Annotated in this window: 25 protein-coding genes and 1 riboswitch; of the genes, 13 read left to right on the plus strand and 12 right to left on the minus strand. The window is 73.8% G+C overall.

Annotated features, from left to right (window positions below; genetic code table 11):
• The first annotated feature begins 84 nt into the window (after nt 1–84).
• From gcvH to AC2A1K_RS23225, 7 genes are all read left to right on the plus strand, one after another.
• Nucleotides 85–474: a glycine cleavage system protein GcvH gene (gene gcvH / locus AC2A1K_RS23195; RefSeq protein ID WP_483898700.1), complete on the plus strand. Its 390-nt coding sequence runs from the start codon at nt 85–87 to the stop codon at nt 472–474.
• 258 nt (nt 475–732) lie between these two features.
• A complete protein-coding gene (gene garA / locus AC2A1K_RS23200; RefSeq protein WP_337706036.1) occupies nt 733–1,200 on the plus strand; it encodes a glycogen accumulation regulator GarA in 468 nt (155 codons plus the stop codon).
• Nucleotides 1,197–2,087 carry a MerR family transcriptional regulator gene (locus AC2A1K_RS23205; RefSeq protein ID WP_483898701.1) on the plus strand — a complete coding sequence of 297 codons (891 nt, stop codon included), beginning with the start codon at nt 1,197–1,199 and terminating at the stop codon, nt 2,085–2,087. Before garA ends, AC2A1K_RS23205 begins: the two co-directional genes overlap by 4 nt.
• 205 nt (nt 2,088–2,292) lie before the next feature.
• Nucleotides 2,293–2,766: a bifunctional nuclease family protein gene (locus AC2A1K_RS23210; protein WP_483898702.1), complete on the plus strand. Its 474-nt coding sequence runs from the start codon at nt 2,293–2,295 to the stop codon at nt 2,764–2,766.
• A gap of 121 nt (nt 2,767–2,887) precedes the next feature.
• On the plus strand, nt 2,888–3,505 hold the full coding sequence (locus AC2A1K_RS23215) for a MerR family transcriptional regulator (RefSeq protein WP_483898703.1): 618 nt from the start codon (nt 2,888–2,890) through the stop codon (nt 3,503–3,505).
• Between the two features lie 118 nt (nt 3,506–3,623).
• A riboswitch (glycine riboswitch) is annotated at nt 3,624–3,727 on the plus strand.
• Between the two features lie 208 nt (nt 3,728–3,935).
• Nucleotides 3,936–6,896: an aminomethyl-transferring glycine dehydrogenase gene (gcvP, locus tag AC2A1K_RS23220; protein WP_483898704.1), complete on the plus strand. Its 2,961-nt coding sequence runs from the start codon at nt 3,936–3,938 to the stop codon at nt 6,894–6,896.
• A gap of 257 nt (nt 6,897–7,153) precedes the next feature.
• Nucleotides 7,154–7,369: a hypothetical protein gene (locus AC2A1K_RS23225; protein WP_483898705.1), complete on the plus strand. Its 216-nt coding sequence runs from the start codon at nt 7,154–7,156 to the stop codon at nt 7,367–7,369.
• Here the strand turns inward: AC2A1K_RS23225 and AC2A1K_RS23230 are convergent.
• From AC2A1K_RS23230 to AC2A1K_RS23275, 10 genes are all read right to left on the minus strand, one after another.
• The gene (locus AC2A1K_RS23230; RefSeq protein ID WP_483898706.1) at nt 7,363–7,914 is read right to left on the minus strand and encodes a Clp protease N-terminal domain-containing protein; all 552 of its coding nucleotides are present in this window, start codon (nt 7,912–7,914) and stop codon (nt 7,363–7,365) included. The genes AC2A1K_RS23225 and AC2A1K_RS23230 overlap by 7 nt on opposite strands.
• A 22-nt stretch (nt 7,915–7,936) precedes the next feature.
• On the minus strand, nt 7,937–8,152 hold the full coding sequence (locus AC2A1K_RS23235; protein ID WP_337706031.1) for a helix-turn-helix domain-containing protein: 216 nt from the start codon (nt 8,150–8,152) through the stop codon (nt 7,937–7,939).
• A gap of 294 nt (nt 8,153–8,446) precedes the next feature.
• Nucleotides 8,447–9,256 carry a universal stress protein gene (locus tag AC2A1K_RS23240; protein ID WP_483898707.1) on the minus strand — a complete coding sequence of 270 codons (810 nt, stop codon included), beginning with the start codon at nt 9,254–9,256 and terminating at the stop codon, nt 8,447–8,449.
• Complete coding sequence (locus AC2A1K_RS23245) at nt 9,253–10,647, minus strand: APC family permease (RefSeq protein WP_483898744.1); 1,395 nt, start codon at nt 10,645–10,647, stop codon at nt 9,253–9,255. Before AC2A1K_RS23245 ends, AC2A1K_RS23240 begins: the two co-directional genes overlap by 4 nt.
• A gap of 114 nt (nt 10,648–10,761) precedes the next feature.
• Nucleotides 10,762–12,084: an MFS transporter gene (locus AC2A1K_RS23250; protein WP_483898708.1), complete on the minus strand. Its 1,323-nt coding sequence runs from the start codon at nt 12,082–12,084 to the stop codon at nt 10,762–10,764.
• 128 nt (nt 12,085–12,212) lie between these two features.
• Entirely contained in the window at nt 12,213–12,998 is a 786-nt protein-coding gene (locus AC2A1K_RS23255; RefSeq protein ID WP_483898709.1) for a VldE C-terminal domain-containing protein, read from the minus strand.
• 310 nt (nt 12,999–13,308) lie between these two features.
• Complete coding sequence (locus AC2A1K_RS23260; protein ID WP_483898710.1) at nt 13,309–14,310, minus strand: NAD(P)/FAD-dependent oxidoreductase; 1,002 nt, start codon at nt 14,308–14,310, stop codon at nt 13,309–13,311.
• Nucleotides 14,307–15,488 carry a hemolysin family protein gene (locus AC2A1K_RS23265; RefSeq protein WP_483898711.1) on the minus strand — a complete coding sequence of 394 codons (1,182 nt, stop codon included), beginning with the start codon at nt 15,486–15,488 and terminating at the stop codon, nt 14,307–14,309. The genes AC2A1K_RS23260 and AC2A1K_RS23265 overlap by 4 nt, the downstream gene beginning before the upstream one ends.
• Complete coding sequence (locus AC2A1K_RS23270) at nt 15,485–16,840, minus strand: hemolysin family protein (protein ID WP_483898712.1); 1,356 nt, start codon at nt 16,838–16,840, stop codon at nt 15,485–15,487. The genes AC2A1K_RS23265 and AC2A1K_RS23270 overlap by 4 nt, the downstream gene beginning before the upstream one ends.
• Before the next feature lie 19 nt (nt 16,841–16,859).
• On the minus strand, nt 16,860–17,324 hold the full coding sequence (locus AC2A1K_RS23275) for a PPOX class F420-dependent oxidoreductase (RefSeq protein ID WP_483898713.1): 465 nt from the start codon (nt 17,322–17,324) through the stop codon (nt 16,860–16,862).
• Nucleotides 17,325–17,373: 49 nt separating this feature from the next.
• On the opposite strand from AC2A1K_RS23275, the gene AC2A1K_RS23280 reads away from it, so the two are divergent.
• The 4 genes from AC2A1K_RS23280 to AC2A1K_RS23295 all read left to right on the plus strand — a co-directional run bounded on the left by AC2A1K_RS23280 (nt 17,374) and on the right by AC2A1K_RS23295 (nt 20,309).
• A complete protein-coding gene (locus tag AC2A1K_RS23280) occupies nt 17,374–18,105 on the plus strand; it encodes an SDR family oxidoreductase (RefSeq protein ID WP_483898714.1) in 732 nt (243 codons plus the stop codon).
• Nucleotides 18,106–18,234: 129 nt separating this feature from the next.
• Nucleotides 18,235–19,167, plus strand: coding sequence for a type I pantothenate kinase (coaA, locus tag AC2A1K_RS23285; protein WP_483898715.1), 933 nt, complete (start codon nt 18,235–18,237; stop codon nt 19,165–19,167).
• A 33-nt stretch (nt 19,168–19,200) separates the two neighbouring features.
• Nucleotides 19,201–19,671, plus strand: a complete 471-nt coding sequence (locus AC2A1K_RS23290; protein WP_483898716.1) for a MarR family transcriptional regulator — start codon at nt 19,201–19,203, stop codon at nt 19,669–19,671.
• Between the two features lie 86 nt (nt 19,672–19,757).
• Nucleotides 19,758–20,309 (plus strand): mycothiol transferase, encoded by a 552-nt coding sequence (locus AC2A1K_RS23295; protein ID WP_483898717.1) that lies wholly within the window; start codon nt 19,758–19,760, stop codon nt 20,307–20,309.
• On the opposite strand, the gene AC2A1K_RS23300 is transcribed toward AC2A1K_RS23295, so the two are convergent.
• Both AC2A1K_RS23300 and AC2A1K_RS23305 read right to left on the minus strand, forming a co-directional pair.
• Nucleotides 20,310–21,095: a DUF427 domain-containing protein gene (locus tag AC2A1K_RS23300; protein ID WP_483898718.1), complete on the minus strand. Its 786-nt coding sequence runs from the start codon at nt 21,093–21,095 to the stop codon at nt 20,310–20,312.
• Between the two features lie 229 nt (nt 21,096–21,324).
• Nucleotides 21,325–21,729: a hypothetical protein gene (locus AC2A1K_RS23305; RefSeq protein ID WP_483898719.1), complete on the minus strand. Its 405-nt coding sequence runs from the start codon at nt 21,727–21,729 to the stop codon at nt 21,325–21,327.
• Nucleotides 21,730–21,842: 113 nt separating this feature from the next.
• On the opposite strand from AC2A1K_RS23305, the gene AC2A1K_RS23310 reads away from it, so the two are divergent.
• The gene (locus AC2A1K_RS23310) at nt 21,843–22,637 is read left to right on the plus strand and encodes an MmyB family transcriptional regulator (protein WP_483898720.1); all 795 of its coding nucleotides are present in this window, start codon (nt 21,843–21,845) and stop codon (nt 22,635–22,637) included.
• A gap of 140 nt (nt 22,638–22,777) precedes the next feature.
• Nucleotides 22,778–23,632, plus strand: coding sequence for a phytanoyl-CoA dioxygenase family protein (locus tag AC2A1K_RS23315; RefSeq protein ID WP_483898721.1), 855 nt, complete (start codon nt 22,778–22,780; stop codon nt 23,630–23,632).
• The last annotated feature ends 48 nt before the right edge of the window (nt 23,633–23,680 follow it).

Genomic DNA, 23,680 nt, shown 5'->3' on the forward strand with positions numbered 1-23,680 from the left:
TGCGGTTGGCCCTCGCGTCCCGGGCGCTCTAGCCTGCCGCCGCCCGAAGTCTTACCGAGCAGTATCGGACATGAGGAGGCGCCGGTGGTCCCCGAGGGCCTGCGCTACACCGCCGAGCACGAGTGGATCACCGCGACCGGGGGGGACGCGTCGATCGTCCGGATCGGCATCACGGACTACGCCCAGGACCAGCTGGGCGACGTCGTCTTCGTCCAGCTGCCGACCGTCGGCGCCTCGGTCTCGTCTGGCGAGTCCGTCGCCGAGGTGGAGTCGACGAAGTCGGTCTCGGAGATCTACGCGCCGCTCGACGGCGACGTCACCGCGGTCAACGACGCACTGTCCGAGACCCCCGAGCTCATCAACTCCGACCCGTACGGTTCCGGCTGGATGATGGAGCTGCGGGTGCCCGACGCGCGGGCGGTCGACGAGCTGCTCGACGCGGAGGGCTACCAGGCCCTCGTCGACGGTTCCTGAGGCCTCGTCGCGAGGTTCGGCCGCTCGTCGGAACGCCCTGGACGAGGGGACTCCTCCCTACGCTCCGCCACAGCACGCGGATGCGCGCTCACGGTGGGTGGGGAGGGACTCGACCCTGTGACGGGGACCGGTACCGTGACGGCCACCTCGCGACGATCCGTCACCGAGCCCGCACCGGCGCTCTCTCCCAGAGCGTCGTGCACGGCACGCGGGACGGGCGGGACGACCTGGACGAGCACGACACGACGGAGGAGCACGGTGAGCACAGGCGGTCCCCCGGTCCCCCCCGAGCGTCAGGGCGAGACGACGTCGGTCTTCCGGGCCGACTTCCTGGCCGAGCCCGAGACCGAGTCGCGCAGCGCGCCGGTCTCCGGGGTCGACTCCCTGCCGGCCGGCTCGGCGCTGCTGGTGGTCAAACGCGGCCCCAATGCGGGCTCGCGCTTCCTGCTCGATCGCGACACCACGAGCGCCGGGCGCCACCCCGACAGCGACATCTTCCTCGACGACGTCACCGTCTCCCGCCGTCACGCGGAGTTCCGCCGCGACGGGGCGGAGTTCGTGGTCGTCGACGTCGGCAGCCTCAACGGCACCTACGTCAACCGCGAGCCCGTGGACACGGCCGTCCTCGCCAACGGCGACGAGGTGCAGATCGGCAAGTTCCGCCTCGTCTTCCTCACCGGCCCCCGCGACGGCGGGTCGGCCGGGGCGGGGGCGGGGCTGGAGTGACCGCCGCCGGGCTGCCCGAGCCGGGGGGAGCCCCCCTCTCGATCGGTTCGGTCCTGGACGCGCTGCGGGCCGAGTTCCCGGAGATCACGATCTCCAAGATCCGCTTCCTCGAGTCCGAGGGGCTGATCCGGCCGGCCCGCACACCCGCGGGGTACCGGCAGTTCTCGCACGACGACGTCGTCCGGCTGCGGTTCGTCCTGTCCGCGCAGCGCGACCACTACCTCCCGCTCAAGGTCATCCGCTCGCGGCTCGAGGAGTTCGACCGCAACCCGGTGGCCGGCGGGCCGTCGCTGCCCGGTGACACGGTCTCCGGCGGCGAGGTGGCGCTGGCGGTCGGCCCCGCCGCCGACAGCGGTGGCCCGGGCGGGCCGGGCGGTCCGGGCGGGCCGAACGGGTCCGGCGCTCCCGTCGGCGGGCCGAGCACGCCCGTGTCCGCGCGGGTGCGCAGCCTCGCCTCGGTCGCCGACCGTGCCGAGCCCGACGACGACCCGGACGGCCTCGCCGGCGTGCCCCGCGGCGACTCGGTGGGTCGCGACGTGCTCCTCGCCGAGGACGGCGTCGACGCCGCCCTGCTCGACGGCCTCGAGCACCACGGCATCCTGCGCGCCGACGCCGACGGCCGCTACGAGCCCGAGGACGTCCTCGTCGCGCGGACCGCCGGCGCGCTCGCACGCCTCGGGGTGGAGCCGCGCCTGCTGCGCTCGGCCCGCGCCAGCGCGGACCGCGAGGTGGGCCTGCTGACCCAGCTCGTGACGCCGGTGGCCCGCAGCCGCGGGCCGGAGGCGACGCGCCGCGCGGAGGAGCTGTCGTCCGAGCTCGCGGCTCTGTCCGGGCGCCTGCACGCCCTGCTCGTGGGGTCGGGTCTGCGTCACGGCCTGCGGCGCTGAGGGCGCCGTCGCGGGGTCGTCACGCGCCTGTCACACGAGGGCTCCGCCGGGCCTCGGATCCGCTGGGCGACGCGATCCTCGAGGCGTCTGTGGACGCGCGCGAAGGGGTCGGAGAGCGTGTAGCGTCACGGTGCGTCGACCGGTACCCGGGCAGACGGAGCCAGTAGCTTGACAGGGCTCGATCCAGTCGAGGAGGGCGAGTCGCATGAGTGAGATGCGTGTCGTGGGGGTTCGGGTCGAGCTCCCCGCGAACCAGCCGATCCTCCTGCTGCGTGAGGCCGAGGGCGACCGGTACCTGCCCATCTGGATCGGCTCGGTCGAGGCCACGGCCATCGCCCTCGAGCAGCAGGGCGTCAAGCCGGCCCGGCCCCTGACCCACGATCTCCTCAAGGACGTCCTCGGCGCGCTCGACCGCCGTCTCGAGCAGGTCCGGATCATCGACCTGCAGGAGGGCACCTTCTACGCGGAGCTCGTGTTCGACGGCGACGTCCGCGTCTCCGCCCGCCCGAGCGACTCCGTGGCGCTCGCCCTGCGCGTCGGCGTGCCGATCCACGCCGAGGAGGTCGTCCTCTCCGAGGCCGGGCTCGTCATCCCCGACGAGCAGGAGGACGAGGTCGAGAAGTTCCGCGAGTTCCTCGACTCCGTGTCCCCGGAGGACTTCCGCGGGGCCGACACCTAGCCGAGATCCGACCCCGCTATTCTCACCCTCAACTCGAGGTCGAGAGTCGCCGCGCGTCGCGTTGACCCCCGTCTCCGCCGCTCGTACCGTCGGCGACACAACGGTACGAGGGAGGCAGTCGGTGAGCGGTGGTCAGGACGGCGGTCCCGCCGGCCCCGAGCTCGAGCCCCTCGGCCCGGAGGGTGAACAGGGTCTGCTGTTCGCCGACGAGCTGTTCGGGGACGACGGGTCGGGCACCGGCGAGGTCGTCGGCTACCGCGGTCCTGCCGCGTGTCAGATCGTCGGCATCACCTACCGACAGCTCGACTACTGGGCGCGCACGAAGCTCGTCGTGCCGAGCATCCGCACGGCCACGGGGTCGGGCTCGCAGCGGCTGTACTCGTTCAAGGACCTCGCGGTGCTCAAGGTGGTCAAGAACCTGCTGGACACCGGCGTCTCCCTGAACAACATCCGCGTCGCGGTCGAGCAGCTGCGGCGCCACGGCGTGCGCGACCTCGCTCGCATCACGCTGTTCTCCGACGGCGTCACGGTCTACGAGTGCACCTCCCCGGAGGAGGTCGTCGACCTGCTGCAGGGCGGCCAGGGCGTGTTCGGCATCGCCGTCGGCGGGGCGATGCGCGAGATCTCCGGCAGCATCTCCCGGTTCCCGGCCGAGCGCGCCGACGCTGCTGTCGTCGAGCACGCACCCGAGGACGAGCTGGCCTCGCGACGCAACCGCGGGGCCCGTTCCGCGGGATAGGTCCGGGGTGACTCCCGGCTGGCTCCCGGCTGGCTCTCGGGGTGACTCCCGGGTGACGCGGCCCACGGACGTCCTGGGTCGAGGCCGCGGACTGCGGTACCCTCCTCGCGTCGTACTTGGACACCGCGCGGGAGAGACCTGCAGACAGAAGCCTCTGGGTGCAGGCGCCGAAGGAGCAACTCCTCCCCGGAACCTCTCAGGCACCCCGACCGCGCGGAGGAGGCGACCTCTGGAAAGAGGTGTTCGGTCCGGCGCCCGCCGGCTTCCGTGCACCCGCCGATGGTGCAAGCCGAAGGTGAGCCCACCTCACCGGCGAAGCTCTCAGGCGCTCGCGCTGTAGCGGGCAGCGGCAGAGGGGGAGGCCGTGCGAGACGGACGGTGACGTCCGCACCGCGCGAGGCCCCAGTTCGCCCTGCCGCCGGAGGCGTCGATGACCGCACAGCCTGGTTCCGAGTTCCGTTCCTCCTGGGAGAGCGCCCCGCTCGCCGCGCTCGAGCACGGAGTCCCCTTCGCCGACCGCCACGTCGGACCCGACGCGCGCGGCCTGGCGCGCATGCTGGAGACGGTCGGCGTCGGCTCGCTCGAGGAGCTCGCCGACCGGGCGATGCCCACGTCGATCCGCACCGACCCCGCCGACTGGTCCGACGACCCGACCGGACACGCGCCGCCCCCGCCGGCCACCGAGGCCCAGGTCCTCGAGGAGCTGCGCGGGCTCGCCGCGCAGAACACCGTCCTCGAGCCGATGCTCGGCCTGGGCTATCACGGCACCATCACTCCGCCGGTGATCCGCCGCAACGTCCTCGAGGACCCGGCCTGGTACACCGCGTACACGCCGTACCAGCCCGAGATCTCCCAGGGCCGCCTCGAGGCGCTGCTGAACTTCCAGACGATGGTCTGTGACCTCACCGGTCTCGACGTCGCGGGCGCCTCCATGCTCGACGAGTCCACCGCGGCCGCCGAGGCGATGCTGCTGCTGCGCCGGGCGGACAAGACGAAGAGTTCCACGTTCCTCGTCGACGCCGACACCCTGCCCCAGACGATCGCCGTGCTCCGCACGCGCGCCGAGTCGCTCGGGATCGAGCTCGAGGTCGTCGACGTCACCGGTGGGGCGAGCGGAGCGACGGGGGAGGGCGTCGGGCTCCCCGAGCACGACTTCTTCGGCCTGCTCCTCGCCGCCCCCGGCGCGTCCGGCGCGCTGCGCGACCACCGCGCCGTCGTCGCGGCCGTCCACGAGCGCGGCGCGGCCGTCGTCGCGGCCTGCGACCTGCTCGCCGCCACGATGGTGACCCCGCCCGGGGAGATCGGCGCCGACGTCGCCGTCGGCTCCACGCAGCGCTTCGGCGTCCCGCTCGGTTTCGGCGGCCCGCACGCCGGCTTCCTCGCGGTCCGCCAGAAGCTCGCGCGCCAGCTGCCGGGCCGGCTCGTCGGCACCTCGGTCGACGCCGACGGTGACCCCGCCCACCGCCTGGCCCTGCAGACCCGCGAGCAGCACATCCGCCGGGACAAGGCCACCAGCAACATCTGTACGGCCCAGGTTCTGCTCGCGGTGATCGCGTCGATGTACGGCGTGCACCACGGCGCGTCGGGGCTGCGCACCATCGCCCGGCGCAGCCACCGGATGGCCGCGGTCCTCGCTGCCGGTCTGGTCAAGGGCGGCGTCGAGGTCGTGCACCGCGAGTTCTTCGACACCGTGCTCGTGCGCGTTCCCGGCGGCGCCGCCGGGGCGGTCGCGGCATGCCGTGCCGAGGGGATCCTCGTGCGCGAGGCGGACGCCGACCACGTCGGTGTCTCCTGCTCCGAGCAGACCACCCGCGAGCACCTGCGCGCGCTCTGGCGGGCGTTCGGTGTCGGCGAGCGGGACGTGGAGGACCTCGACGCCGCCACCGACGACGCGATCCCGCCGGCGCTCGTGCGCACGTCGTCGTACCTCACGCACCCGGTCTTCCACCGCCACCGCAGCGAGACCGCGCTGCTGCGCTACCTGCGCGAGCTCTCCGACTCCGACGTCGCGCTCGACCGCAGCATGATCCCGCTGGGCTCGTGCACGATGAAGCTCAACGCCACCGCCGAGATGGAGCCGATCACGTACCCGGGCTTCGCCGGACTGCACCCGTTCGCCCCGGAGTCGGACGCGCCCGGGATGCTCAAGGTGATCCACGACCTCGAGGACTGGCTGGTGCACCTCACCGGCTACCACGCGGTGTCGCTGCAGCCCAACGCCGGCTCGCAGGGCGAGCTCGCGGGCCTGCTCGCGATCCGCGCGTACCACCGCAGCCGGGGCGACCTGCAACGCGACGTCTGCGTCATCCCGTCCTCGGCGCACGGCACCAACGCCGCGTCGGCGATCTCGGCGGGGATGCGGGTGAAGGTCGTGAAGACGACCGACCGCGGTGACGTCGACCGCGAGCACCTGGACGAGGTGATCGCCGAGGCCGGCGACGCGCTCGCCGCCATCATGATCACCTATCCGTCGACCCACGGGGTGTACGAGCCGCACGTGCGCAAGGTCTGCGCGGCCGTGCACGACGCCGGCGGGCAGGTCTACGTCGACGGCGCCAACCTCAACGCCCTGGTCGGGCTCGCCCGGCCCGGGCGCTTCGGCGCCGACGTCAGCCACCTGAACCTGCACAAGACCTTCTGCATCCCGCACGGCGGCGGCGGGCCGGGCGTCGGCCCGGTGGGCGTGGCCGAGCACCTCGCCCCGTTCCTGCCCAACCACCCGGCGCAGCCGTCGGCGGGCCCGGAGACCGGCGTCGGCCCGGTGGCGGGCGCGCCCTGGGGCTCGGCGTCGATCCTGCCGATCTCCTGGGCCTACGTGCGGCTGATGGGTGTCGACGGCCTGCGCCGCGCCACCCTGACCGCGGTCGCGGCGGCCAACTACGTCGCGAAGCGCCTGGAGGACCACTTCCCGACGCTGTACACCGGCCCGGACGACTTCGTCGCCCACGAGTGCATCCTCGACCTGCGCCCGATGACCAAGAGCTCGGGCGTCACGGTCGACGACGTCGCCAAGCGCCTCGCCGACTACGGCTTCCACGCGCCGACGATGTCCTTCCCGGTGGCCGGCACGCTGATGGTCGAGCCCACGGAATCCGAGGACCTCGACGAGATCGATCGCTTCTGCGACGCCATGATCGCCATCCACGGTGAGGTGGCCCGCGTCGAGTCGGGGGAGTGGCCGGCGGACGACAACCCGCTGGTGCACGCCCCGTTCACCGCGCGCTCGGTGCTCGGCGCGTCGTGGGACCACGCCTACAGCCGCGAGGAGGCCGCCTTCCCGGCCGGCGGGCGCCCGACCAAGATCTGGCCGCCGGTGCGCCGCATCGACGCCGCCCACGGCGACCGCCACCTCGTCTGCTCCTGCCCGCCCCTGGAGGAGCTCGCCGAGTAGGCGCCACACCGCTGGCGTGGGGGAGCGAGGGACTCCCTGGCTGCGTGCCAGGCAGCAGGGGGCTCCCTCGCTCCTCACCCACCGGCGGAACCCGTCGCAGCGAGGGACTCCTTGGCTGCGTGCCAGGCAGCAGGGGGCTCCCTCGCTCGAGTGCTCGCGCCGATTTCTGGTCGCCGACCGCAGTGCACAGCGTGTCGATGTCACTCGATCGTGTGGCCGGAGGTGACACTGTGGTGCACGAGATCAGGGGGGTCACCGTGACCACATACATCGCTGCCGGGGCCGTCGCGGGGCTCGTGATCGGGTTCGTCGTCGGGCGGCGCTGGGCCGAGTACTTCCGCGCGGTCGACGACGGGCGCCGGATCATGGCCGCGCGACAGAACTACCACGGTAGGAGCACCTTCGCGTTCGTCCTCGGCGGTCTGCTGATCCTCGGCCTCGCGATCTTCTTCGCGAACAGCCCGTCCTACTGAGCCGCGGCTCCCGGCTCGTCCAGCGCGGCACGCATCTCCGTCAGCGTCACGCCCCGCGCGGCGAGCAGGGGCATCGCGCGCCCGGTCTCGGCGTGCAGCATCCCGAGCAGCACGTGCTGGGAGCCGATCGAGCGGTCGCCGCGCCGGATCGCCTCGCGCAGCGCGAGCTCGAGGACCTTCTTCGCCCCGCGGTCGAACGGGATGTGACCCCACCGCCGACGCCGCGCGCCGCCGGCTCGCGTGCTCTCCAGGGCGCCGGGACCGAAGGCGTCCTCGACGCGCTCGCGGACCTCGTCGAGGTCGATCCCGACGCTGGCGAGCGCGTCCTTGTCGGGCAGGTCGCCCCCCGGGGCACCGAGGTCGGCCTCGACCCTCGCGCGGGTGACCCCGCGGTCGGCGAGCAGCGCCGCCCCGCGCGTGTCGCTCGCCCGGCACAGCGCCAGCAGCAGGTGCTCGCTGCCGATCCGGTCGGCGGCGCGCTCGCGGGCGTCCTCCTGCGCGAGCACGACCACCCGCCGGGCCGGGTCGGTGAATCGTTCGAACACGTCGGCCTCCCGCCGTCGATCCTCAGAGGATGTGCCGGCGGTACTTCTTGTGCACCGCCTGCCGGCTGACCGAGAGCCCCTCGGCGATCTGCTGCCAGGACCACCCCTGGTCGCGCGCGTTGCGCACCTGCAGCTCCTCCAGGGACTCGAGGAGTGTGCGCAGCGACGCCACCGCGGCGAGCCCTGTCGCCGGGTCCCGCGAGGACGCCGCCGCCGCCACCGCCGTCGCATCAGCCATGCTGTCAATCTAGGTTGACGGGAACGACGGTGTCAACCGTGGTTGACATTTCGCAGGGAGCGAGGGACTCACCGGGTGCATCGAACCGGGAGCGAGGGCGTCCTCGAGTGCCTCCGAGGCAGCGAACGTGACCCTCGCGCCCCGCGCACACCGTGATCGCCTCGGCGGGCGCGGCCGGTGCGGGAACGGTCGTCGCACGGACTCCGATGTCGGACGGTGCTCGTGCGCCGACCGGAGGATGGTCGAAACGGTCTCGAGGTCGTTCCGGCCAGATGTTCGCCCGTGCGAACGTGCCTACGACAACGTCGTCGTCCCCGGCGTGAGGACGACCGGTACCGGCGCGCCGCGGACGATCGCGCCGCCCGGGTCGCCGAGCAGGACGCGGGTGGCGGTGCCGGCCGCGTTGGCGCCGACGACGAGGATCTCGCCGTCGTCCCAGCCGACGCTCGCCACCGCCTCCTCCACGCTCGCCTCGGTGGCGGTCACCGTCTCGGCGTCGGTGACGTCGAGCTCGGCGAGCGCCGCCCGCTGGGCGGCGATCATCTGGTCGCGCCACTGCTCGACGACGATCTCCTCGGCGTGCAGGCCGGCCTCGGGGGGCACCGTGGGCCCGCGCTGGGGGCCGAAGGACGCGACGCGCAGCGAGGCCCCCGTGCGCCGGGCGAGGTCGACCGCCGTGGCGAGCACCCACCGGGCGTGCCGGCCGCCGCCGAACGCGCAGGTCACGCGCGTGATCGGGCCGTCGGGGACGGAGCCGCCCGCGCCGTCCCCGGCGAGCGCCACCGGCACGTTCGCGGACCGGGCGAGCCGTGCGCCGACCGAGCCCGGGCCGGGTGGAGCGTCGCCGAGCACGATCACGGCCGCCTGCCGGGCGTGGGCCGCGCGCGCGAGGCCCCCGGGGACCGAGCGGTCCTCGACCACCGTCGTCTCGACCTCGACGCCGTCCACGACGGGCGCCGTGTCCGCGTGACCCTGCGCCTCACCCGGGGACGCCACCGTGCACACCACCAGCGGGCCCCCGAGCGCACGGGCCAGCCGGGTGCCGAGCACCAGCGCACCCGCCCCGGGAGCCGATCCGGGCACACGGCCGACCAGCACGGTCACGACGACGCCTCCCCACCGGTCGTGGCGGCCGCCAGCCGCGAGTGGCGGGCGCCGTAGGAGCCCCAGAACACCAGCGCGACGCCGAGCCAGAGCACGAAGACGAGCAGCGTGATCCAGTGCAGCCCGGAGATGAGGTAGACGCAGGCGGCGATCGAGAGGATCGGCGTGACCGGGTAGCCCGGCACCTTGAACCCGCGCGGCAGGTCCGGGGCGGTGCGGCGCAGGACCATCACGCCGATCGAGACCACCGAGAACGCCACCAGCGTGCCCACGCTGACCAGGTCGGCGAGGACGTCGAGCGGGATCAGCCCGGCGAGGACGGCCACGGCGACGCCGACGATGATCGTCGTGGGCACGGGGGTCAGCGTGCGCGGGTTCACCCGCGAGAGCAAGGGCGGGAGCATGCCGTCGCGGCTCATCGAGAACAGGATGCGGGACTGCGCGTACATCGTCACGAGCGTGACGCTGAAGATCGAGATGACGGCGCCCGCGGCGACGAGGATGCCCGGCCACGCCGAGCCGGTGACCTCGCCCATGATCGCGGCGAGACCGGCCTCCTGGCCCTCGAACTCGGCCCACGGCTGGGCGCCGACCGCCGACACGGCGACGAGCAGGTAGATCGCGGTGACGGTGACCAGGGCGAGCATGAGGGCGCGGGGGAGGGTGCGCCGCGGGTCGCGGACCTCCTCGCCGGCCGTCGACACCGCGTCGAGGCCGATGAACGAGAAGAACACCGTGCCCGCCGCGGCACCCACGCCGCTGAACCCGAGGGGGGTGAACTCCGCGAAGTTGTCGGTGTCGAACGCGGTGAACGCGATGCCGACGAACAGCAGCAGCACCGCGAGCTTGATCACGACCATGACGGCGTTGACCGTCGCGGACTCGCTGACACCGCGGACGAGCAGGAGGGTGCAGAGCACCACCAGGATCACGGCCGGCAGGTTGAACAGTCCGCCCGTGCCGGGCGCCCCGGACAGCGCCTCCGGGAACCGGATGCCGACGGTGGCCTCGAGCAGGGCGTTGAGGTACTCCGACCAGCCCACCGCCACTGCCGCCGAGGACACGAGGTACTCGAGGATCAGGCACGCCGCGACGGCCATGGCCGCGCCCTCGCCGAGCGTGGCGTAGGCGTAGGAGTACGACGAGCCCGACACCGGTACCGCCGAGGCCAGCTCGGCGTAGCAGAGGGCGGTGAGGCCTGCGGTGATCGCGGCGATGACGAAGGACAGGACCACCGCGGGGCCGGCCTCCGGGGTGGCCTCGGAGAGCACGAAGAAGATGCCGGTGCCCACCGTGGAGCCGATGCCGATCGCCGCGAGCTGACCGAGGCCCATCGAGCGCTTGAGGTCGCCGCCCTCGCGCCCGGCGTCCGCGCCGGTCTCGGCGGCCATCGCGGTCACCGGTTTGCGCCGCAGGAAGGCGGTGCGGCCAGGTCCGGGCACAGGTTCCCCCTCGAGGTCGCTGCGTTCGTGTTCCCTCGCCCTCGAGCGGGTGATCTCCGGACTCTAGCCCGTGGTCTCGCTCACCGACGGATGCGCCGCGGCGCGACTCGTCCGGCGCCCCACCGAGAGCGCGACGACCGCCGCCACGACCGTCACGATGCCGACGACCCAGAGGCCCGCGCGCTGGCTGCCCGTCAGGTCGGCGAGCCCGCCGGTGACGTACGGGGCGGCGAACCCGGAGATGTTGCCCAGCGAGTTGATCAGCGCGATGCCGCCGGCCGCGGCCGCCCCGGTGAGGAACTGCGAGGGCAGCGGCCAGAACGTCGGCAGGGCCGCGCAGGTGCCGACGGCGCAGACGGTGACCGCGGCGATCGCCGAGTACGGGTCCTGCAGGTAGAGCGCGATCGGGATGGCGACGCCGCCCATGATCATCGGCAGCGCGAGCCACCAGCGCCGGCCCTGCTCGCCGGCCAGGAAGCCGCCGTCGCGGCGGGCGGCCGCGCGGTCGGCGGCGCGGCTCCAGACCACCATGCCGATCGCCGCGACGGCGTAGGGGATGGAGGTCACCAGGCCCTTCTCGATGGTGTCGAGCTTGGTGCCGTACTGCTGCTCGAAGCCCGAGACGATCGTCGGCAGGAAGAAGCCGAGCGCGTAGAGGCCGTAGGTGACGCCGAAGTAGACGAACGCGAGCGCGAGGATGCGCGGCGCGGTGAGGGCGCGCCGCAGCGTCCAGTGGCCGCCCGATCCCGCCTCGACCTCCTCGGCCTCCGCGTCGAGGCGTCGGCGCAGCCAGCCGCGCTCGTCCTCGGCGAGCCAGCGGGCCTGCTCGGGCCGGTCGGTGAGGGCGACCAGCGTGACGATGCCCAGCAGGATCGCCGGGATGCCCTCGAACAGGAACATGACCCGCCAGCCCGCGAGCCCGAACAGGCCCTCGCCCGCGGAGATGATCAGCGCGCTCACCGTCGACCCGACCGCCGTCGAGATCGGGACGGCGACCATGAACCAGCCGACCGCCCGCGCCCGGTACTCGGCCGGGAACCAGAAGGTCAGATACAGGATGATCCCGGGGAAGAATCCCGCCTCGGCGACGCCGAGCAGGAAGCGCAGGATGATCAGCACGGTCGCGTTCGGGGTGAACGCCATGGCCGTCGCGACGATCCCCCAGGACACCAGGATCCGGGTGATCCACCGGCGTGCCCCGAAGCGGTGCAGCGCGAGGTTGCTGGGCACCTCGAGCAGCAGGTAGCCGATGAAGAAGATGCCCGAGGCGAGCCCGAACACCGTCGCGGTGAGGCCGAGCTCCGTGTTCATGCCGTTGGGTCCGGCGAAGCCGATGTTGACGCGGTCGAGGTAGTTGACGAAGTACAGCAGCCCCAGCAGGGGCATCAACCGCCAGGCGACCTTGCGCAGCGTTCGCCGGCCGATGTCACTGTCCGTGCTCGATCCGCTCGTCTCCGTTGACACTCGCTCAGTGGACCAGGTGAGTCAGGTCCGTGTGAAGTGCGTGAGCGTGATCAGCCGCAGCCGCGAAGCGCCGAGACGTCCGGCGAGCCTCCGCGCTCGAACGAGATGTGCACGTGGTCCTCGTGGTTGGCCGTGGCGCCGCCGCGGTCCTCCATCGTCTCCCAGCCGGACCCGGTGTTGATCCGCTGGTCCCAGATGACGTACTCGATGCCCAGGTCGTCCTTGTTCTCGACCACGCAGTCGGCGATCGCGTCGCCGGTGGTGGTCATGAAGTCGAGCGCGTAGCCGTCGGGGTGGTCGGACTGCCCGCCGCGGCTGCCGACGCCGAGGACGTCGTGACCGGGGAAGACGCACTCCATCGCGTTGCCGACTTCCTGTACGGAGTCGGCCACGCCGCCGTAGGAACCCGACGCGCCGCAGTTCGTCACCGACGCGGTGCGCTCCTGCTCGGCTCGTCGATCCTGCTGGGCCTGCTGCGCGCGCTGCTGCTCGGCGGCGCGCTCCTCGGTCTGGCGCGCGGTCTCCGCGGCGGCGGCGCGGTCGCGCTCGGTGGCCTTGATGAGGTCCGCCGACGCGGCGCTCGTCCCCGGGCCGCTGACCGGGGAGACGGCCGCGGCCGGGCCCGCCGAGGCGGTGGTGTCGGCGAGGACGGCTCCCTGGGCGGAGAGCTCCAGGGTGGTGGCCGCGTCGTCCGCGTTGTCGGGCAGGGCGATGACGGCCGGCCCGACGAGGGCGAGCGCGCTGCCGGTCAGACCCGCGGCGACCGCACCGTGGCGGATCGCGGACCGCCCGTTGGAGCGGTGCCGGGAGCCGCCGCGGACGGCGCCCTCGGGCATGACGAACGGGACGGTGCGGGGCTCGCGTCGGCGCGGTCCTTCGTGCGCGTCACGGCCCCAGGGGGAGCGTTGCCGTGTCACGTGCTGCCTTCCAGTCACGGAACGGCCTGGCTGGTCTGGCGAGTCACCGTCGGGGTCGGTGGTCGCCGGTCGGGGTGAGCAGATCACTGTGGGGGAGCCGTGACCTTCTCGTGACCGTTCCGTGAGCGACAGTAGACGAACCGGATGTCTCGATCAGGCGAGGTTGCCTCGGTACCGACGGGCGGGACGTGCGGCGCGGTCGGCGGTCGTCTCGCGCGACGACCGGCGATCAGCAGACGACCCGTGCCGCGATCGCCCGGCCCAGCAGCGTGCCCGAGCGCCACGCCGTCTCCACCTTCGGGCTGCCCCAGCCGTCGCCGCAGAGCCCGACGAGATCCTCGGTGAGCGCGAACTCCTCCTCGCGCGGCTGCGCGGGGCTCGCGAACGACCACCGGTGCGCGTGGGTCCACGCCGGCGCGTCGTCCAGGCCGAGCAGCTCGGTGACGGCGGCGACCACGGGCGCGATCGCGCGGCCGGGATCGTCGAGGTGGCGGCGGGCCCGCTCGGCGGTGGTGTGCGCCACGAGCACCGGGGCGCCGTCACCGCGCCGGTCGCCGTCGTCGGCGATCAGGGCGAGGTCCGGGTGGCCGTTGACGAAGGCGGCGTTCAACGGCGACCAGCTGCGGTGCCCGTAGCCGAGCGCCACCGAGATCACCGGTTGCCAGTCCCGGTCGGCGACGAGCGCGGCGGCCCGCAGCGCGGGGTGCAGCAGGCGCGCGGCCTGGGGGTCGGGCATGGCGAGCACCGCCGCGATCGCCGGGGCGCCGTCGACGGCCGGGCCCGGCTCGACCGTGGCGACCGGGTGGCCGGTGCTGACGGTGACGCCCCCTGAGATGCCACCGGCGAGGTCCGCGACCAGCGAGCGCAGCCCCCCGGGCGCGCACCAGCGCTGCGGCCCCGGTCGCGACGACCACGACCCGTCCTCGTCGCGGCTGGCCAGCGTGTCGGTCCACGGGCGGGCCAGCCCGCGCCGCCGCCAGTCCTCGACCACCGCGGCGAACTCGTCGTCCCGCACGGTGAAGTAGGCGGCGCCGAGGTCGACGACGTGTGCTCGTTCGTCCGTGCCGTCGGGCAGCGTCCGGCTCGCCATCCGCCCGCCGACGCGGTGCGAGCGCTCGAGCACCCGCACGCGCACGCCCGCCCCGACCAGCGCGCGGGCGCACGCGATCCCGCTGACGCCGCCGCCGACGACGAGGACCTCGGTGCGGAGGGCGGGCGCGTCGATGGTCATGCCCGCGACCGCGTCACGTGCGTGCTGTCGCGGACCGTGCCGACGTACTCCTCGACGAGGTCCTCCAGGGCGACGAGTCCGACGGTCGCGCCGTGGTCGTCGACGGCCCGGGCGAGGTGCGAGCCTTCCCGGCGCAGCGCCGCGAGCGCCTCGTCGACGGGCGCCGACAGGGCCAGCTCGGTCAGCGCGCGGACCCGCTCGGCGGGCACCGGCCGGTCCGCGGCCTCGTCGTCGGACTGCCCGTCGCCGTCGCCGTCGCCCAGGTCGAGGACGTCCTTGACGTGCAGGTACCCGTCGAGCGCGACCACGGGGGCGTGCTCGGAGGTGCCGTCGCCGTCGGACGGGCCGATCGGGGTGGTGCCGGCCTCGAGCGCGCGGGTGTCGAGGCGTGGGTGGGCGTCGGGCGCCTGGGGGGCCTGCACCGGGAACCGCGAGAAGCCGGTGCGGGCGACGGCCTCCTCGACCGCCCCGACCGTCGGGTGGGGCGGAAGGACGGTGACCCGGTCCAGGGGGATCGACACGTCCGCGACGGTGCGCTCGGCGGAGCTCAGCGCCTGGGTGAGGCGGCGCGTCTGCGAGGCGTCCAGCAGCCCCTCGCGCCGCGACTCCGAGAGCATCTCGGCGATCTCCTGTGGCGTGTAGGCCGCGTCCCGCTCGTCCACGGGCGTCACGCCGAACAGCCGCAGGACGTGGTTGGCGCACCAGTTCAGCACCGTGATGACCGGCCGCGTGACCTTGAGGAACGCCACCAGCGCCGGCACCAGCCACAGCGAGGTTCGCTCCGGACCGGCGATGGCGATGTTCTTGGGCACCATCTCGCCGATGACGATGTGCAGGATCGTCACGATCGTCAGCGCGACCACGAAGGCGATCGGGTGGACGAGCACCGACGGGACGCCGATCGGCTCGAGCACGCGCTCGAGCTGGTGGGCGACCGCGGGCTCGCCGAGCGAGCCGAGGGCCAGCGAGCAGATCGTGATGCCCAGCTGGGCCGCGGCCAGCATCATCGAGAGGTGCTCGGAGGCCCGCAGCACCGTGGCGGCCCCGGACACGCCCTCGGCCTGCAGGGCCTCGAGGCGGTCGCGGCGCGCGGTGATCAGCGAGAACTCGGCGCCGACGAAGAACGCGTTGGCGAACAGCAGCGCGATCATCAGCAGCACCGCGACGATGTCGCTCATGTCGGCGCCTCCACCCCGTCGGTCGACACGGCGGCCGGGACCTGGGGCGGGCGCACCACCCGGACCTCGGCGATGCGGCGGTTGTCCACGCGGGTCACGATCAGCTGCCACTCGTCGCACGTGATCGCGTCGCCGACGTTGGCGAGGCGCTGCAGCTCCGCGACGATGTAGCCCGCGAGCGTCTCGTAGACCTCGCTCTCGGGGAACGACCAGCCGACGGCGTCGGCGAGCTCGTCCGGTCGCAGCATGCCCGAGACGATCCAGGTGTCCTCGCCCTCGTCGCGCACGCGGGCCGCCTCGCCGCGGTCGTGCTCGTCGCGGACGTCGCCGACGATCTCCTCGACGAGGTCCTCGAGGGTGACGATGCCGGCGGTGCCGCCGTACTCGTCGACCACCAGCGCCATCTGCAGCCCCGCGCCGCGCAGGCGGTCGAGCAGTTCGTCGCCGTCGAGGGAGTCGGGGACGGTGGTGGCGGTGCGCATGAGGTTGCGCAGCTTGGTCGTCGCCCGGCGCGACCGCGGCTCGGAGAACGCCTGCTTGACGTGGACGACGCCGCGGATGTCGTCGAGGTCGCGGTCGACGACGGGGAACCGGGAGAACCCGGTGCGCACGGTGGCGGCGAGCAGGTCGTCGACCGTGGCGTCCTGGGAGAGCGACTCGACCCGCACGCGCGGGGTCATCAGCTCGTCGGCGCGGCGATCGCCGACCCGCAGGGAGCGGGCCATGACCTCGGCGGTGCCCTCGTCGAGCGTCCCCTGCTGGGCGCTCGTGGCCACCAGCGAGCCGAGCTCCTGCGGCGAGCGCGCCGAGCGCAGCTCCTCGGCGGGCTCGACGCCGAGGCGCCGCACGATCCAGTTCGCCGAGCCGTTGAGCCCGCCGATGAAGTACGAGAACACCCGCGAGAAGCCGGCCTGGATGCCCGCGACCATCCGGGCGGTGCCCATCGGGCGGGCGATCGCGAGGTTCTTCGGCACCAGCTCGCCGAAGGTCATCGACAGCGCGGTGGCCACGATCAGCGCGATGACCGACGCGGTGCCGCCGGCCGCGCCCGCGGGCAGGCCGAGATCCTCGAGCAGCGGGGAGATCAGCGTCGCGATCGCGGGCTCGGAGAGGTAACCGGTGACGAGCGTGGTGATCGTGATGCCCAGCTGGGCGCCGGAGAGCTCGAACGAGAGGTTGCGGTGCGCGCGCTGCACGATCTTCGACCGGCGGTCGCCGACCTCGGCGACGTGGTTGTCGATCTGGCTGCGCTCGAGGCTGGTCAGGGAGAACTCGGCCGCCACGAAGATGGCGGTGCCGAAGGTGACGGCGACGAACCCGACGAGGCCGAGCACCGACAGCAGGACGTCCACGATCGTTCGAGTCCCCGCCTCAGCCCGTGGCCAATCGGGCCGGGAAGCCGCCGGTGGCGATCGGCCCCCAGCGTTCCACCGACAGCCGGATCAGCGACTTGCCCTGCTTCGCCATGGCCTCGCGGTACTCGTCCCAGTCCGGGTGCTCGCCGGAGATCGAGCGGAAGTACTCGCACAGCGGGTCGAGCGCGTCGGGGAGGTCGAGGACCTCGGCGGCGCCCTCGACGTGGACCCAGGGACCGTCGAAGTCGTCGGACAGCACGCACATCGCCACCCGCGGGTCGCGGCGGATGTTCGCGACCTTGGCGCGCTCGGGGTAGGTGGACACGAGCAGGCGCCCGTCGGCGTCGATGCCGAGCGTGACCGGCGAGGTCTGGTCGCCGCCGTCGGAGCGCCGGGTCACGACGATCGCCTTGTGCCGCGTCCGCAGGAACGCGTCGAGCTCCTCGCGTCCCACACGGTCGTTGGTCGCCACGTTCACCATGGCGACGAGCGTAGCCGCGGGGACGGGGCCGCCCTTTACGGTGATCACCGTGGGAGCGCTCGACGGTCGGCGTGTGGTGGTGACGGGTGCGTCCTCGGGCATCGGGGCCGCGGTGGTGCGGGCGGCGGCCGGTGCCGGGGCGAGGGTCGGGCTGCTGGCACGGCGGGCCGACCGGCTGTCCGCGCTGGCCCAGGATGTCGGCGGGCGGGCGGCCGTCGCCGACGTCACCGACGCGACGGCCGTCAGGCGTGGGGTCGACGAGCTCGCCGACGCCCTCGGCGGGATCGACGCCGTCGTGGCCGCCGCCGGCACGATGCACCTCGGGGCGGTGGGGGAGACGGACCCGCAACGGTGGCGCGAGGTGTTCGACGTCAACGTGCACGGCCTGCTCGCGACGGCCCGCGCGGCGCTGCCGCACCTGGGCGACGGTGCGAGCTGGGTGACGATCTCGTCGATGTCGGGCCGGCGGGTGCCCTCGGCCGCGGGCGGGGTCTACGCGGCGAGCAAGCACGCCGCGCACGCGGTCGACGAGACGCTGCGCCGCGAGGCGGGCGCGCGGGGCGTGCGCGTCACCACCGTCGCTCCGGGCTTCGTCGCGACCGACCTCATGGCGGCCGACGAGGCCGGCCGCGACGACGTCACGGCCTTCCGGGAGCGGATGCACGGGCTGGGTCTGACGCCCGAGCAGGTCGCCGCCGCCGTGGTGCACGTGCTCGGCCTCCCGCCCGAGGTGTGCGTGGTCGAGTACGCGCTGATGTCGACCGCCCAGGGCCGGGAGTGACCGCTCGGTTCGGTGACCTGCGCCGCAGCCGGTGGCGGGGAACCCCACGCCCACGACGACAATGTCGCGCCATGTGCCACGGAGGGCGGGAATGAGCAGCCACCCGCGCAGCGGAGCGGAGCCGGGCTCGTGAGTGGAAGCCCGTTCGTCGACTTCGACCGTGGGTCCTGGGCGCAGCTGCGCGACACCAGCGCCGTCCCGCTGACCGCCGAGGAGCTCGAGGAGCTGCGCTCGCTCGGCGACCCGGTCGACCTCGACGAGGTGCGCGACGTCTACCTGCCGGTCTCGCGCCTGCTCGACCTGCACGTCCGGGCGAACTCCGGCCTGCTGGACGCCTACCGGACGTTCCTGCGCCAGGACGAGGAGGCGACGCCGTTCGTCATCGGCATCGCCGGGTCGGTGTCGGTCGGCAAGTCGACGACGGCGCGGCTGCTGCGCCTGCTGCTGGCGCGCTGGGACGACCACCCCGACGTGGCCCTGGTGACCACCGACGGCTTCCTGCACTCGAACGCCGAGCTGGAGCGCCGCGGCCTCATGGGTCGCAAGGGCTTCCCGGAGTCCTACGACCGGCGCGCGCTGCTGCGCTTCGTCGCGGACATCAAGGCGGGCAAGCCCGAGGTGCCCGTCCCGATGTACTCCCACCTCGTCTACGACGTCCTCGACGAGCAGCGGATCGTGTCGCGACCGGACATCCTCGTGCTCGAGGGCCTCAACGTCCTCCAGCCGGCCCCGCAGACCGGCGAGCGGGCGAGCGCGCTGGCCGTCTCGGACCTCATCGACTTCTCCATCTACGTCGACGCCCACCCGGCGGACGTCCGGCGCTGGTACGTCGAGCGCTTCCTGGCCCTGCGCGAGACCGCCTTCCGGGACCCGGCGTCGTACTTCCGCCGCTACGCGGAGATGGACGAGGCGGCGGCCCGGGCCCACGCCGCGCGGCTGTGGGACGAGATCAACGGCCCGAACCTGCGCGAGAACATCGCGCCGACCCGCTCCCGGGCCGGGCTGGTGCTCACGAAGGGCGGCGATCACTCGGTCAGACGCATCCGTCTGCGCAAGCTCTGACCGCTCCGTAACGTGCTCGTGGGACCATGAGGTATGTCCACTTCCGCCGCCCCCGGGACGCAGGCCGGGCCGTCCAGCGGGTCCGGGTCGTCGGATCCCGACCTGCCGTCGCGCCTGAGGCTGGCCATCGGCCGGCTCAACCGCCGTATCCGGGTCGACTCCGCGGCCGCCCTGCCGCCGCTGCAGACGTCCGTGCTGGCCACGATCGAGGACCACGCGCCGCTGCGCCTCTCGGAGCTGGCGCGCCGTGAGGCGGTCACCCCGCCCACGATGAGCCGCGTGCTCGCCGCCCTCGACGACGCGGGCCTGCTGATCCGCACGCCCGACCCGCAGGACGCGCGCTCCGCGTTGATCCACCTCTCGGAGGAGGGCCACACGGCGATACGGCGCATCCGCACCGAGCGCACCGCGTCGCTCGCCCAGCGGCTCGACCGTCTCGACCCGGAGCAGCGGGCGGCGCTGGAGGCGGCGCTGCCGGCGCTCGAGGTCCTCGTGGAGGAGTAGGCAGTCCCCCGCGCGGTGTAACGTTCTGCGGTCGCCCGACGACGGACGGTGTGTCAGGTGTGAGCGATACGACTCCAGGAGAGCCGGTGCTGTTCCAGGCCCCCCTGCAACGCCGCCCGTCGCCGCCGGAGGTGGCCGACGAGCGTGAGGCCCTCGAGGGCTGGCTCGACTACTTCCGCGCGCTGGTGGTCCTCGCGCTCGACGGGCTCCACGAGGAGACCCTGCGGCGCCGGATCCCCGCCCCGGACGGGCCGAGCCTGCTCGCGATCGTCAAGCACCTCTCCGAGCTCGAGCGCACGTGGCTCGTCGAGCGCTGGGGCGCGCGCGGCGGTCGCCACGTGCCGAGCTATGTCGACGAGGACGTCCCCGGGTTCCGGCTCGCGGACGTCGAGACCCCGGACGACGTCGTCGGTGCCTATCTCGAGGTGTGCGAGAAGGGCCGCGACGCGCTGGCCGGCGCCGAGTCGCTGGACGACACCGTCCGCGACGACCGGCGCGGGCACATCGAGCTGCGCTGGATCCTGCTGCACCTCATCACCGAGACGGCCCGGTACGCCGGGCAGGCGCAGGTGCTGCGTGACGCCGCCGCCGCGCTGACCGGCGCCCACCCGCAGCCGCAGGACGAGGAACCGGCCTGATCAGGCGGTGACGGTCAGCTCGTCGTGGGCGAAGCAGACCAGGTTCTCGATGGCGCGGGACTCGTCGGTCGGCGTCTCGTACGACCACGCGGCGTCGGGGATGACGCGCCCGTCGGGCAGACGCACCGAGTAGTACGTGGCGTAGCCCTTGTACGGGCAGACCGTGCGCTTCTCCGAGGGCTCGAGTGTCACCGAGACCGACGCGCGCGGGATGTAGAGGCGGTCGACCAGGCCGGTCTCGCCGAGCAGCACCCCGCCCTGCGCGTCGGCCACGGGCACGCCCTCGGTGGTCGTGACGGTGACGTGCCGGCTCGTGTTCCGGAGACTGACGCGGTGGTAGGGGTCGGGCAGGCGCCCGATGACCTCGTCGTCCTCGTCGAACCAGCGGTCGGCCGCCTCCGGCGCCAGCACCGCGAGTCCGGCGAGCCACGACGACTCGGGGACGGGCTCGGGGTAGGCCCACACCGCGTCGGGAACGACGCGGTCGCCGACCCGTAGCGAGCGGTAGGTCGCGTCGCCCTTGAAGGGGCAGTGGGTCGTGGTGTCGCTGGGCTCGAGGAGGTCGGCCCGGAGGTCCTCCTCGGGCACGTAGAGCTGCGGCGGCAGCCCGGTCTCGAACAGCAGCGCGCCGCGGGTCGTGTCGAGCACCGTCACCCCGTCGACCTCCGCGCGCACGCGCCGGGTGAACGGCTCGAGCAGCAGCGAGTGGGCGGGGCCCTCGACGGTGAACGTCCGGGTCTCCGGCACCTTGCGCGACAACGGGCCACCGAACATGGTCAGGGCCACGACGACCTCCTGGGCTGGGGATGCACCTGTACCCCGGCAACCCGCCCCGCGGGGGCCGGCATTCCCGTCTCAGGTTCCGGACCCGCGCGCTCGCCCCGGCCAGGACGGCGACGGCGACGTCGACGGCGACGTCGAGGTCGGCGATCGCCTTGCTGCGGTCACCACGGTTACTGGTCGGTATCGCTCGCTGGGCGAGCGATACCAACCAGTAGCGGCCAAACCCGGGGCCTCACCGCCGCCGCAGACCCGTCGCCCACTGGAGGTCGGCGAACACGGCGACCGCCGCGGCCTGGGCGATCACGACGATCACACCGAGCACGGTCAGCTGCTCCCAGGCGCCGACGACGAGCGCGAGGCTCATCAGCACCCAGGCGCTGTTGCCGAGCACGACGACCCACGTCAGGGGGCGCGGGATCACCCGCAGCCCCGCGAGCAGCACCAGCCCCGTGGCGTAGACGACGAGGAAGATGCCGACGCCGAGCAGCAGCGGCGTCGACAGACCGACGAGGCTGTCGAGGGTGCCGGCCCCGGCGGCCGCGGCGACGCCCAGGGCGCCGGAGGCCGCGGCGTCGAGGCGCAGGACGCCCCGCAGGGAACGCTGGGTGCCGGCGGTCGGGCGGGTCGTGGTGCTCATGGGGTCCTCCTCGGTCGGGATCGTCGAGAAGAACCCTGCGGCGCGAGGGGTAAGCGGGTCGATGACCTCGTAGGTCATGGCCGCGGGCGGCGGCGCCCCCTAGCGTCGGCGTCGTGACGACGCTCGAGTTCCGGCCCGCTCCCGGGGACCTGCTGCGCGGCTGGCGCACCCGCCGCCGGCGCAGCCAGATGGACCTCGCGCTCGACGTCGGCGTCTCCACCCGGCACCTGAGCTTCGTGGAGACCGGCCGCGCCCGGGCCAGCCGCGAGCTGCTGGTGGACCTCTGCGAGCACCTCGAGGTCCCGCTGCGCGAGCGCAACACGCTGCTGCTCGCGGCCGGATTCGCCCCCACCTACAGCGAGTCGCGGCTCGACGCCCAGGCCCTGGACGCCGTCCGGGACGCGCTCGAGCACCTGCTGACCGGGCACGAGCCGTTCCCCGCCCTGGTCGTGGACCGGTGCGGCGACGTCGTCATGGCCAACCGCGCCGTCGGCACGCTGCTCGCCCTGCTCGACCCGGCCCTGCTCGAGCCGCCGGTGAACGTCTACCGGCTGAGCCTGCACCCCGACGGGCTGGCACCCCACGTGCGCAACCTCCCGGAGTGGGCGGGGCACCTCCTGCACCGCCTCGAGCGCCTCAGCGACCTCACCGGCGACCCGCGCCTCGTCGCCCTGCGCGAGGAGCTCGCCGGCTACGCCCCGCCCGCCCCGACCGGCGCCGCCGCCCGGGCCGTGCACGTGATGCTGCCGCTGCACATCGCGCACCCCGACGGCGACCTGCGCCTGTACTCGACGATCACGCACTTCGGTGCCGCCTGGGACGTCACGCTCGACGAGCTCTCGCTGGAATCGTTCGTGCCCGCCGACGCCGAGACCCGCGCGGCACTGGAGCGGCTGGCGGCGGAGTAGCGCTGCCGCGGCGAGGTGTGTGGGGGCGAGCGGCACGTTCGGCAGGCGGGCCTGTCGATCATGCGCAACCTGCCGGTCGGGGCGGGGTAGCCACGGAATCCGCTGGCGCGCCGACGGCTCCCTCGGCCACCGTGCGCGGCGTGCTGACCGACGACCAGATCGCCGCGTTCGTGACCGACGGGTTCGTGCGGGTGGACGGCGCCGTGCCCCCGGAGCTCGTCGCCGCGGGGCGCGAGGAGCTGTGGGCGGCGGTGACGGAGGCGTCGGGCGCCGTGCCGGACGACCCGGCGACGTGGGTGCGGCCCGTGGTGCGCCTCGGCGGGTACGCGTCGGCCCCGTTCCGGGAGGCCGCGACGGTGCCGGTGCTCCGCGAGGCCTACGACCAGCTCGCGGGGCCGGGGCGGTGGGTCGAGCCCGGCGGTCTCGGGACGTGGCCGGTGCGCTTCCCTCACCCGGAGTCGGCCGGCGACGACGGCTGGCACCTCGAGGCGAGCTTCGCCGGCGCGGCGGGGGAGGGGCGGGTGTCGCTGCGCTCGCGGGGGCGGGCGCTGCTGATGCTGTTCCTGTACTCGGAGGTGGGTCCCGACGACGCGCCGACGCGTGTACGGGTCGGCTCCCACCGCGACGTCCCGCCGCTGCTCGCCGACGTCGGCGAGGACGGCCGCGAGTGGCTCGACCTCTGCGGCGACGCCGTCCCGGCCTCCGAACACCGCCCGGTGACGCTCGTGACCGGGGCCGCGGGCGACGTCGTCCTCTGCCACCCGTTCCTCGTGCACGCCGCCCAGCCGCACCACGGCACCCGCCCGCGGTTCATGGCCCAGCCACCGCTGCTGCCCACCGGCGAGTTCGACCTGTCCGGCGGCGACCCGACGCCCGTCGAGCGCGCGGTGCTCGCCGCGATCACCGGGTCGTCGGTGTCGTCGGCGCGGTCGAAGAACCCCGGAGGGAAGTCCGTCACCGGGTCCGGCCATCCCGGGGTCGGTCGTCACATGTGATCCGGGCGGTGGCGGCGGGCCTCGCCGGTCGCGGTCACCGACCATGGG

Source organism: Actinomycetospora sp. 2LY8.5, assembly GCF_057180585.1.